This is a genomic window from Achromobacter sp. Marseille-Q4954, assembly GCF_943737025.1.
In the GTDB taxonomy this organism is placed as follows: Bacteria; Pseudomonadota; Gammaproteobacteria; order Burkholderiales; family Burkholderiaceae_B; genus Achromobacter; species Achromobacter bronchisepticus_A.
In genome coordinates, this window is record NZ_CALSFQ010000001.1 from 2978011 (window position 1) to 2989805 (window position 11795).

The 11795-nt window shown below is 67.5% G+C and carries 8 protein-coding genes; 2 read left to right on the plus strand and 6 right to left on the minus strand.

The window, feature by feature from the left end; translation table 11 throughout:
* Window positions 1–14: 14 nt before the first annotated feature.
* Complete coding sequence (gene rfaE2 / locus NGK62_RS14035; protein ID WP_059377488.1) at window positions 15–503, plus strand: D-glycero-beta-D-manno-heptose 1-phosphate adenylyltransferase; 489 nt, start codon at window positions 15–17, stop codon at window positions 501–503.
* 19 nt (window positions 504–522) lie between these two features.
* Here the strand turns inward: rfaE2 and NGK62_RS14040 are convergent, their stop codons facing one another.
* From NGK62_RS14040 to NGK62_RS14065, 6 genes are all read right to left on the minus strand, one after another.
* Window positions 523–1854 (minus strand): TolC family outer membrane protein, encoded by a 1332-nt coding sequence (locus NGK62_RS14040; protein ID WP_059377668.1) that lies wholly within the window; start codon window positions 1852–1854, stop codon window positions 523–525.
* A 79-nt stretch (window positions 1855–1933) separates the two neighbouring features.
* Window positions 1934–2614: a protein-L-isoaspartate O-methyltransferase family protein gene (locus NGK62_RS14045; RefSeq protein WP_059377489.1), complete on the minus strand. Its 681-nt coding sequence runs from the start codon at window positions 2612–2614 to the stop codon at window positions 1934–1936.
* Between the two features lie 101 nt (window positions 2615–2715).
* Window positions 2716–3558: a bifunctional hydroxymethylpyrimidine kinase/phosphomethylpyrimidine kinase gene (thiD, locus tag NGK62_RS14050; protein ID WP_251878755.1), complete on the minus strand. Its 843-nt coding sequence runs from the start codon at window positions 3556–3558 to the stop codon at window positions 2716–2718.
* Window positions 3555–4358 (minus strand): thiazole synthase, encoded by an 804-nt coding sequence (locus NGK62_RS14055; protein WP_054454980.1) that lies wholly within the window; start codon window positions 4356–4358, stop codon window positions 3555–3557. Before NGK62_RS14055 ends, thiD begins: the two co-directional genes overlap by 4 nt.
* 148 nt (window positions 4359–4506) lie before the next feature.
* The gene (locus tag NGK62_RS14060) at window positions 4507–5445 is read right to left on the minus strand and encodes a cobalamin-binding protein (protein WP_118933622.1); all 939 of its coding nucleotides are present in this window, start codon (window positions 5443–5445) and stop codon (window positions 4507–4509) included.
* Between the two features lie 53 nt (window positions 5446–5498).
* A complete protein-coding gene (locus tag NGK62_RS14065; protein WP_059377493.1) occupies window positions 5499–7544 on the minus strand; it encodes a TonB-dependent receptor in 2046 nt (681 codons plus the stop codon).
* 443 nt (window positions 7545–7987) lie between these two features.
* Here NGK62_RS14065 and metH point away from each other — a divergent pair, with 443 nt between their 5' ends.
* Entirely contained in the window at window positions 7988–11761 is a 3774-nt protein-coding gene (gene metH / locus NGK62_RS14070; protein ID WP_251878757.1) for a methionine synthase, read from the plus strand.
* Window positions 11762–11795: the final 34 nt, after the last annotated feature.

The window sequence follows — 11795 nt, forward strand, 5'->3', positions numbered from 1 at the left end:
GATACAATCGCCGCATGCCTGCCGCCCGTTTCGAATCCAAGGTCCTGTCCCGCGACGAATGCGTCGCCGCCGTCGCCGCCGGCCGCTATCCGCGGCCGCTGGTGTTCACCAACGGCGTCTTCGACATCCTGCATCGGGGCCACGCGACCTACCTCGACCAGGCCGCCCAGCTGGGCGCGACCCTGGTGGTGGCGGTGAACACCGACGAGTCGGTGCGCCGCCTGGGCAAGGGCGCCGAACGCCCGCTGAACCGCATGGAAGACCGCGCCGCCTTGCTGGCCGCGCTGGGCTTCGTGACCGTGGTCACGTCCTTCCATGAGGACACGCCCGAGGCCCTGATCGGCCAGCTCAAGCCCGACCTGATCGTCAAGGGCGGCGACTACGACATGGAAAAGCTGCCCGAGACCGCCCTGGTCAAGACCTGGGGCGGCCGCGCAGTGGCGATTCCGTTCGAGTTCGAGCGCTCGACCACGGCGCTCGTGAAGAAAATCCAGAACAAGTAAACCGAGTCCCTTCGCGGACTCAGCGCGGTTCCCGCAGCAGGCGGTTGATCGCTTCCAGGTCTGCCTCGGCCAGGATGCCGCTGGTGGCCTTCAGGCGCAGGCTGGCGAGCACCGTGCTGTAGCGCGCCAGCGCCAGGTCGCGCTGGGTGGCGTAGAGCTGCTGCTGGGCGTTGAGTACGTCCAGGTTGATGCGCACGCCGACCTCGTAGCCGGTGCGGTTGGCTTCGACCGCGGCGCGGCTGGATTTTTCGCCTGCCTCCAGCGCCTGGATGCGCGCCAGGCCGCTGGTGACGCCGGTGTAGTACTGGCGTGCGGCTTGCACGGCCTGGCGGCGCGCCGCCTCGTAATCGTGGCGCGCCTTCTGTTCCAGCTGGACCTTTTCAGTCACTTGCGACGAGACCCCGCCGCCCGAGTACAGCGGGATCGACAGCACCACGCCGATGGTGCTGTCGATGGGCTTGCCCGGCGCGGCATTGCGCATCACGGCGTCGCTGGCGCTGCCGCTGCTGGCGCGCAGGTTCAGGGTCGGGTAATGGCCGCTCTTGGCGATCTGGATCTCGCGGCCGGCGATGCGCGTCAGGAGCTGCGCGCGCAACACGTCCAGGCTGGAGGACTCCGCCTGGTTGCTCCAGTCGGCCACGCGGGCGGGCTGCGGCGCGGGCAGCTGCACGCCATAGGGCAGTTCGGACAAGGCGCCGGGAGCCGTGCCGATGATCTTGGCCAGTTCGTCGCGGCGGACTTCCAGGTCGTTCTGCAGGCGCAGTTCCTGCGCCACCACCAGGTCGTAGCGCGCCTGTGCCTCGTAGGTGTCGGTGATGGTGGCGTTGCCGAGTTCGAAGTTGCGCTTGGCGGACTCCAGCTGCCCGGCCACGGCGGCCTTTTCGGCCTCGGTGGCGGTCAGCGTGTCCTGGGCGTAGAGCACGTTGAAATAGGCGTCGGCCACGCGCAGCAGCAGGTCCTGATAGGCCTGTTGCAGCTGCACCTCGACGTCGGCGACGACCAGCTTGGATTGCTCGAAATTCTGCCAGCGGCCCCAGTCGAACAGCGGCTGGGTCAGGGACAGGTCCCAGACGCCGCGGCCGCCGCTGTAGGCGATGCCCATGCCGCGGGTGCTGCGGGTTTCCTGGTAGGCGCCGCCGGCTTCGGCGGAGATCAGGGGCAGGAGCAGGGAACGGGCCTGGGGTTCTTTTTCCAGGCCGGCGCGGTAGTTGGCGCGCGCGGCGGCGTAGATCGGGTCATTGCCCAGCGCCGATTGCCAGATCTGGATCAGGTTCTGCGCGCGGACAAGCGTCGGGCCGACGCTTGCGGCGCAGGTAAAAACCAGTAAAGCCGTTAGCAATCGGAAACGCATGGTGGTCAACGATACGCCGGGCCGCCCGGGGCGCGGCGGCCCTGTCAGAGGGGCAGGCGCCGGGCGGCAGGGTTGGGGATCAGAACTTGAACTGGGATACCGTGACGCCGCGCAGCGGCTTGATGACGGTTTCGAACAGGTTCACCGTTTCGAAGCTGGCCGCGGTGGTGCGGGTGATGCGACAGGCCGTCATGACGGGCGCCTGGCCCACGATCACGACCAGGCGGCCGCCCACGCGCAACTGGTACTTCAGCGCGTCGGGGACGGTCGGCACGGAACCCGTGACGAGGATGGCGTCGTATTCGGTGGAGCCCCAGCCGTTGCGGGCGTCGCCGGTTTCGACCTTGACGTTGGTGACGTTGTTCATCTGCAGGTTCTGCTGCGCGAACGTCACCAGGCGGCTGTCGATTTCGACCGAGGTGACCTGCTGCGCCAGGTAGCCCAGCAGCGCGGCCTGGTAGCCGGAGCCGGTGCCGATTTCCAGCACGCAGTCGGACTTGGTCAGCAGCAGCTCTTGCGCCAGGCGGGCTTCCACCTTGGGCGCCAGCATGTTCTGGCGGGTGTTGACCGCGTTGATCTCAAGCGGCAGTTCCAGGTCGGAAAACGCCAGCGCGCGCAGGGCCGGCGGAACGAATTGTTCGCGGCGCACATCGAACAGCGCTTGCAGCACGTTGGCGTCCAGAACGTCCCACGGGCGGATCTGCTGTTCCACCATGTTGAAGCGGGCTTGTTCTACGTCGGGCAGGGTCGAAGCGTTCATGACGGTCAGAAAAAACAGAGGAATCAACAGACCATTGTACCGATTCGTAGCGTACTGTGACGCCCGACCCCGCCGACAGATGTTTCAGACGCCGCCCGGATCTACCACCAGGCGTGGAAGTGGTGCACCGGGCCGTGGCCCGAACCCACCGACAGGCGCTCGGCGTGGCGGATGGCCTCCGTGAGGTAGGCCTTGGCGCGGCGCGCCGCCTCGGGCACGTCCCCGGTTTGCGGCAGCAGCGCGGCCAGCGCCGCCGACAGCGTGCAGCCGGTGCCGTGGGTGTTGACGGTCTCGATGCGGTGGCCGGGCAGCTCGATCATGCGGTCGCCGTCATGCAGCAGGTCGATGGTCTCGCTGCCGGGCAGGTGGCCGCCCTTGACCAGCACCCAGCGCTCACCTGAATGCGCCAGCTTGTTGCGCAGGCGTTCGGCCACGCGCCGCATTTCCTTGACGGTCTCGACCGGACGCTCTTCCAGCAGCACGCCGGCTTCGGGCAGGTTGGGCGTCAGCAAGGTGGACTGCGGCAGCAGGGCCTCGCGCATGGCGCCCACGGCGTCGCGTTCCAGCAGCAGGTCGCCGCTTTTGGCCACCATCACCGGGTCCAGCACCACGTGGGCCGGTGTCCACTTGGCGAGCTTCTCGGCCACCACCTGGATCACCGGCTGCTGGCCCAGCATGCCGATCTTGACCGCGTCGATGCGCACGTCCGCGAACAGCGTGTCGATCTGCTGGCCGACGAAAGCGGGCGGGACCGCCGAGATGCCGGTGACGCCCTGGGTGTTCTGCGCCGTCAGCGCGGCGATCACCGCGCAGCCGTAGGCGCCCAGCGCGCTCATGGCCTTGACGTCGGCCAGGATGCCGGCGCCGCCGGAGGGGTCGACGCCAGCGATGGTCAGCGCGTTGGGGATGGGGCGGCCGCTGGCGGCCTCCTGGCGGCCGTTCATTTGGGGGCGCCCGCCGTGATCAGGCCTTCGTTGGGCGAGCTGGGGGCGCCGCTGTACAGCTTCTTGGGCATGCGGCCGGCCAGGAAGGCCTCGCGGCCGGCTTCCACGCCCTTCTTCATGGCGCTGGCCATCAGGATCGGATCGCGCGCGCCGGCGATGGCGGTGTTCATCAGGACGGCGTCGCAGCCCAGTTCCATGGCGATGGCGGCGTCCGACGCGGTACCCACGCCGGCGTCCACCACGATGGGCACGCGGGCCTGCTCGATGATCAGGCGCAGGTTCCAGGGATTCAGGATGCCCATGCCCGAGCCGATCAGCGAGGCCAGCGGCATCACGGCGACCGCGCCCAGGTCTTCCAGCATGCGGCACTGGATGGGATCGTCGGTGCAATACACCATGACCTTGAAGCCTTCGTCCACCAGGGTCTTGGTGGCCTTCAGGGTCTCCGGCATGTTGGGGAAGAGGGTCTGCGGGTCGCCCAGCACTTCCAGCTTCACCAGGTCGTGGCCGTCCAGCAGTTCGCGCGCCAGGCGCAGCGTGCGCACGGCCTCGTCGGCGCTGTAGCAGCCGGCGGTGTTGGGCAGCAGCGTGAATTTGGACGGCGGGACGTAGTCCAGCAGGTTCGGTTCACCGGCGTTCTGGCCGATATTGGTGCGGCGGATGGCGACGGTGACGATCTCGGTGCCGCTGGCGTCCAACGCCGCGCGGGTCTGTTCGAAGTCCTTGTACTTGCCGGTGCCGACGAGCAGGCGCGACGAGTAGGCGCGGCCGGCGATGGTGAGAGTGTCTTGAGTGGTCATGGCGGAGGTTCAAAGGGCGGGTGCGCACGATGCGAGACCCGCGGGGACTGGCGATACGTTGGACGAATGATAAAGCACGGCGCCGCGCGGCAGACGTGCTCGGTGAAATGCGGCGTTCCACTATTTGCAGATCGTGGTGCGGACACGTTCAGCGCAGGCGGTCCAGGTCGGCGCAGATCGCCTCGGCGGCGTCGATCAAACGCGGACCCGGGCGGTACAGCGCGTCGGCATCCACGCCGTACACATGCCCCAGCCGCGCGGCGGGCAGTCCCAGCGCCTGCCAGGCGGCCAGGTTGCGGGCGCCGTCCTCGGGGCGGGAGATGCCGGCCAGCACCGCCTCGGGGCGCGCCGCCAGCACGCTTTCCAGCGTGACCTGGGGCGCCACCACGGGCGCCTGGCCGAAGACATTGACGCCGCCGCAGACGCGCAGGGCGTCGCTGACGATGCTGCTGTCGTTCAAGGTGTAGATGGGGTCCAGCCCCGCCTGCACGAAGACGCGCACGGGGCGGCGGCCGGCATAGCGGGCGGCCAGGGCGTCCAGGCGCGCGCGCAGGGCCTGGGCGGCAGGCCGCGCCTGCGCTTCGGTGCCGAACAGCGCGCCCATGCGTTCGACCGCGTCGGGGATGGCGGCCAGGGTCTGCGGGTCGCTGTAGAACACCGGCACGCCCAACTTGTCCATCACCCGCGCCAGCGGCGCGGCGGCGGCGGGCTGCCAGGCGATCAGCAGGTCCGGACGTACGGCAGCCACGCGTTCGGGATCGGGCTGGGTGCCGTCGCCGATGATGGGCAACTGGCGGGCGGCGGGCGGATAGTCGCTGCCACGGATGGTGGCGATGAGCCGGTCGCCCGCGCCGGCGGCAAAGACCAGCTCGGTGGCGTGCGGGGCCAGGGTGACGGCGCGCCGGGCGGGAGCGGCCAGCGAGACCTGGCGTCCCTGGTCGTCGCGGATCTGGATGACCGCGCCGGCGGCGGAACCCGCCCCGGTATCCGTCGCCGGACCTGCTGCGGCGAGTCCCGCGGACAGCAGCGCGCCCAGGGCCAGGAACAGCCCCGGAGCGATGCGAGGGTGGGTACGTGCGAGGGGCATGCAGGAAGCCGATATAGCCAGCGGGGAACGCCGACTATATCGGAATGCCGCGATCAGTAGCGCAGCGTGAGCGACGCGTAGAAATTGCGGCCCGGGGCGGGGTACAGGCTGTAATTGGCGACCGGACCCAGCATCTCGAACGAAGCATTGCCGCCGCGGATGCCGTAGGTGGCGTACTGGCGGTCGAAGATGTTGTTCACGCCGATGGCGCCTTCGATGTTGCGCGTGAACTTGTAGGCCACCTTGGTGTTGAACAGCACGTAGGCGTCCAGTTCCTTGGCGAACTGGTTGGCCTGGTCGTTGTCCATGCGCGACTTGCCCACGTATTGCGCCGTCACGTTCCACAGGAACGCGTCGGTGGGACGCCAGGTCACGCCGGCGTTGGCCAGCCACTTGGGCGCCAGCGGCACGGTCTTGCCCGCCAGGTCCACGCCGGCGTAGGTGCCGGAGCGGAATTGCGCTTCCATCCAGGTCAGGTTGGCGTCCAGCGACACGCTGCTGGAGATCGCGGTGTGGCCTTCCAGTTCGATGCCTTGGCGGCGGGTCGGGTCCAGGTTGGTGTTGGCGCCCGTGCCCGGACCCCAGATGCCATCAGCCAGCGGGTTGTACTGGATTTCGTTGGTCAGGTCATAGCGGAAGTACGACAGGCGGGCGCTGCTGCTGGCCGATTGCCAGGTCACGCCGATTTCCTTGTCGGTGGAGGTCTGCGGCGCCAGCGGGGTCTGCACCGACAGCAGTTCGTCGGCGTTGGGCAGGCGGAAGCTGCGGCCGACCTTGCCGTACACGCCGAAACCGGCGGGCAGGTCCTGGCGCACGCCCAGCTGCCAGGCGGTCAGGTGGTTGCTGCGGTCCGACGCCGTGCCCGAGCCAGAGATCACGTCCAGGTCGTCGGAGGCGTACTGGCGGCGCACGCCGGCCGTCACGTAGGTGCTGTCGGTGGCGCGCACCTGGCCTTCGGCGAACAGGCCGTACTGGTGCTGGCGCGACTGCCACTTCGAGGGCTGGAAGTCGTAGTAGGCGTTCTGGTTGGCGGTGGTCTTGGCTTCCTGGCCGTCGGCGCCGAAGACGATGCTGTGGCCGCCGTTGATCGGCAGGCGGTAGCGCACGCTGGCGATGTTCTCTTCCAGCTTCTGGTCGCGCAGGATGTCGCCGAAGCCGTCGTAGGTCAGGCCGTCGAGCTTTTTCTCGCGGGTCGACAGGTCGGCGTACAGGGTGCCGGCGCCGATCGCCTGCTCGAGCTGCAGGCCGAAGGTAGTGGTCGTGGTCTTGACGTAATCGACGTCGTTCTTCGAGCCGCGCGGATCGTCCTGGTACTCGTTCAGGCCGGTCTTGGGGTTGATCGTGCGCGGACCGGGCAACTCCAGCTTCTGCGTGGTGGTGCGGCCGTACAGGCGGATCGAGCCGTCGTCGTGGCGGAACGTGATGCCGCCGCCGCCGCCCTCGCGGCGCTCGCCGCTGTGGTCGCGGTAGCCGTCGCTGTGCAGCGATTGCATGTAGGCGTCGACGCCGACCTTTTCATTGTTCATGGACACGGCCGCGTCGTACTGGCGCAGGCCATAGCTGCCGAAGGTGGCGGTGGCGCGGGCGGCGACTGGCTCCTTGGTGAAATCGGAACGCGTGATGATGTTGATCACGCCGCCGGTGGTGCCGCCGCCGTACTGCACGGAACCGCTGCCGCGCACGATTTCAATGCGCTCGACCTGGTCCAGCGGCACTACGCCGAGGCTGGGCGCCGACAGGTCGTTGGTGTTCTGCTTGACGCCATCGATCAGGATCAGCGTGTTGCTGGCGCCGGTGATGCCGAAGCCGCGCAGGTCGACGATGGAGTTGTCGCTCGAGCTGCTGGTGTTGATCAGGTGGATGCCGGCCTGGGTCGACAGCACGTCCTGCATGGTGCGGGCGCTGGACGCGGCGATGTCTTCGGCGGTGATGACCGAGATCGACACCGGCAGCGTGCGGCCGTCGGTCGGCACGCGCTGGGCGGTGACCGTGATGGCGTCGAGCTGGGGAGTGGAGGAGGCGGCTTGCTGGGCGGCGGCGATGGCCGGGGCGGAGCAGAGCAGGGCGCCGGCATAGCGCCGGATGGAGCGGGTTTTCATCTACGTAACCTCGATGCGACCCGCGACCCCGCAGGCCATTCACGATGGGGAGGATGCCCAAGCCGCGGCGGGCCGGTGTAGGCCTGGCGGCAATGCATGGACTTCCTTGCGATCGAACAGGCCGGTATCGGGCTGCCATGGGCGCATTGCGCGCATGGGGACCGTTGCGGGGGCAGCACAGGCTGGAGCCAGGGGTTGCCGGCGCCTTGTGGGGCGGCAGCCCTGGGAGGTTCTTCCTGTTTCCCGTTTACCTTTCGCGCGCGGTGCGGCAAGTGTTGCGTTCTTGCCTGCCCTGTGCGCCGAAAGCACCGGTTCGGGGCCGAAACTGTATCACCGGGAGGCGCGGATAGGCCCATTTTGTTACGATCAGGGCTTGTTTTTGCGGCGTTTTTCGCTTTTTCGCCACATTGCGCCGTCATCGCCAACTCCATCCGGACCTGCCCGTGTCGTATCCCCGCCTGCCTTACCCGCCCGAAGCCTATACCCATGGCGGTGAATTCGCCCGCCTGCTGGGCAAGCGCATCCTGATTCTGGATGGCGCCATGGGCACCATGATCCAGCGCTACAAGCTGGGCGAGGCGGACTTCCGCGGCGAGCGCTTCGCCGGCCACGGCAAGGACGTCAAGGGCAACAACGAACTGCTGTCGCTGGTGCGCCCGGACGTGATCTCCGAGATCCACCGGCAATACCTGGAAGCGGGCGCCGATGTCATCGAGACCAACACCTTCGGCGCGACGACCATCGCGCAGGGCGACTACGAGCTGCCGGAACTGGCCTACGAACTGAACCTGGTGTCCGCGCGCCTGGCGCGCGAGGCCTGTGACGCCTACAGCACGCCCGAGCGGCCGCGTTTCGTGGCCGGCGCGCTGGGCCCGCAGCCCAAGACGGCCTCGATCTCGCCGGACGTGAACGATCCGGGCGCGCGCAACGTCACCTTCGAGGAACTGCGCGTCGCCTATGTGGAGCAGCTCAACGGCCTGCTGGACGGCGGCATCGACATCGTCCTGATCGAAACCATCTTCGACACCCTCAACGCCAAGGCGGCCATCTTCGCCACCGAGGAAGTGTTCGAGGCGCGCGGCGTGCGCTTGCCCGTGATGATCTCGGGCACGGTGACCGACGCGTCCGGCCGCATCCTTTCCGGCCAGACCGTGGAAGCCTTCTGGAACTCGGTGCGCCACGCGCGCCCCATCACCATCGGCCTGAACTGCGCGCTGGGAGCGGCGCTGATGCGCCCCTACGTGGCCGAGCTGGCCCGCATCTGCGACACCTACGTCTGCGTCTATCCGAACGCCGGCCTGCCCAACCCGATGGCCGAAACCGGCTTCGACGAAACCCCGGCCGACACCTCCGCGCTGCTGGAAGAGTTCGCGCGTGCCGGCCTGGTGAACATGTCGGGCGGCTGTTGCGGCACCACGCCGGACCACATCCGCGAGATCGCGGCCAAGGTCATGTCACTGACCCCGCGCGCCGTGCCGGACATTCCGGTGAAGACCCGCCTGTCGGGCCTGGAACCGCTGAACATCGACGAAGACACGCTCTACGTCAACGTGGGCGAACGCACCAACGTGACGGGCAGCAAGATGTTTGCCCGCCTGATCCGCGAAGAGAAATACGACGAGGCGCTGGCCGTGGCCCGCCAGCAGGTCGAGAACGGCGCGCAGATCATCGACATCAACATGGACGAGGCCATGCTGGATTCGGTGGCCTGCATGCGGCGCTTTCTCAACCTGATCGCGTCCGAGCCCGACATCGCGCGCGTGCCGATCATGATCGACAGCTCCAAGTGGGAAGTCATCGAGGAAGGCCTGAAGTGCGTGCAGGGCAAGCCCGTGGTGAACTCGATCTCCATGAAGGAAGGGCTGGAGCCCTTCCGCCACCATGCGCGCCTGTGCCGCCGCTACGGCGCGGCCGTGGTGGTGATGGCGTTCGACGAACTCGGCCAGGCCGACACGCTGGAGCGCCGCAAGGAAATCTGCGGCCGCGCCTACAAGATCCTGGTCGAGGATGAAGGCTTCCCGCCGGAAGACATCATCTTCGACCCCAACGTCTTCGCGGTCGCGACCGGCATTGACGAGCACAACCACTACGCCGTGGACTTCATCGAAGGCACGCGCTGGATCCGCGAAAACCTGCCCTACGCCCGCATTTCGGGCGGCGTGTCCAACGTCAGCTTCTCGTTCCGCGGCAATGAGCCGATGCGCGAGGCGATTCACACGGTGTTCCTCTACTACGCCGTGAAGGAAGGCATGACGATGGGCATCGTCAACGCCGGCCAGCTGGGCGTGTACGCCGACCTGGATCCCAAGCTGCGCGACCTGGTCGAGGACGTGGTGCTGGACCGCGCCGAGCCCGTGGGCAAGACGGACGCCGACGACGAGCGCACGCCGACCGAACGCCTGGTGCAGTTCGCCGACAGCGTGAAGGGCTCGGGCGCCAAGAAGGAAGAAGACCTGACCTGGCGCAACGCTGAGGTCGAGGCCCGCCTGTCGCACGCGCTGGTGCATGGCATTACCGCCTTCATCGTCGAGGACACCGAGGAAGTGCGCCAGAAGATCGCCGCGCGCGGCGGCCGTCCGATCGAAGTGATCGAAGGCCCGCTGATGGACGGCATGAACGTGGTGGGCGACCTGTTCGGCGAGGGCAAGATGTTCCTGCCGCAGGTGGTGAAGTCGGCCCGCGTCATGAAGCAGGCCGTGGCCCACCTGGTTCCCTTCATCGAGGAAGAAAAGCGCCAGATCGCGGCCGCCGGCGGCGACGTGCGCGCCAAGGGCAAGATCGTCATCGCCACGGTCAAGGGCGACGTGCACGACATCGGCAAGAACATCGTGTCGGTGGTCCTGCAGTGCAATAACTTCGAAGTCGTGAACATGGGCGTGATGGTGCCCTGCGCCCAGATCCTGGAAAAGGCCAAGGAAGAGAACGCCGACATCGTCGGCCTGTCCGGCCTGATCACGCCCAGCCTGGAAGAAATGGCCTACGTCGCCAGCGAAATGCAGCGCGACGAATACTTCCGCAGCCGCAAGCTGCCGCTGATGATAGGCGGGGCCACCACCAGCCGCGTGCATACCGCCGTGAAGATCGCGCCCAACTACGAAGGCCCGGTGATCTACGTGCCGGACGCCAGCCGTTCAGTGGGCGTGGCCACCAGCCTGATGTCGGATCAGTCGGAAGCCTACCTGGCCGATCTGGCCCAGGAATACGAAGAGGTGCGCCGCCGCCACGCCAACCGCAAGGCCACGCCCATCCTGCCGCTGGCCGAAGCGCGCGCCTCGCGCCCCGCGATCGACTGGGACAACTACACGCCGCCGCGCCCCAAGTTCATCGGCCGCCGCACGTTCAAGAGCTACGACCTGGCCGAGATCGCCAAGTACGTGGACTGGGGCCCGTTCTTCCAGACCTGGAGCCTGTTCGGCCCGTTCCCGGCCATCCTGGACGACAAGGTCGTGGGCGAGCAGGCGCGCAAGGTCTACGCCGACGGCCAGGCCATGATGAAGCGCATCATCGAAGGCCGCTGGCTCACCGCCAACGGCGTGGTGGGCTTCTATCCGGCCAACAGCATCAACGACGAAGACATCGAGGTCTACAAGGACGAGACCCGCAGCGAGGTGCTGTTCACCTACCGCAACCTGCGCCAGCAGGGCGCCAAGCGCGAAGGCGTCAGCAACAAGTCGCTGTCCGACTTCATCGCGCCCAAGTCCAGCGGCAAGCTGGACTACATCGGCATGTTCGCCGTCACGGCGGGCCTGGGCATCGAAAAGAAGGAAGCGGAATTCGAAAAGGCGCTGGACGATTACTCCAGCATCATGCTCAAGTCGCTGGCCGACCGCCTGGCCGAAGGCTTTGCCGAATGCCTGCATGCCCGCGTGCGCCAGGACCTGTGGGGCTACGCGCCCGACGAAGCCCTGTCCAACGAGGACATGATCGCCGAGAAATACGTGGGCATCCGCCCCGCGCCCGGCTATCCGGCCTGCCCGGAACACGTCATCAAGACCGACATGTTCCGCGTACTGGACGGCGCCGACATCGGCATGATGCTGACCGACAGCTACGCCATGTACCCGGCTTCCAGCGTGTCCGGCTTCTACTTCAGCCACCCGCAGTCGCAGTACTTCAACGTGGGCGTGATCGGCGAAGACCAGCTGCAGGACTACGCGGCCCGCAGCGGCCGCAGCATCGAAGACCTGAAGCGCACCCTGGCGCCGAACCTGGGTTGAGCGCTGCCGGGGGAGCGGCCAGGCGTACTCGCCG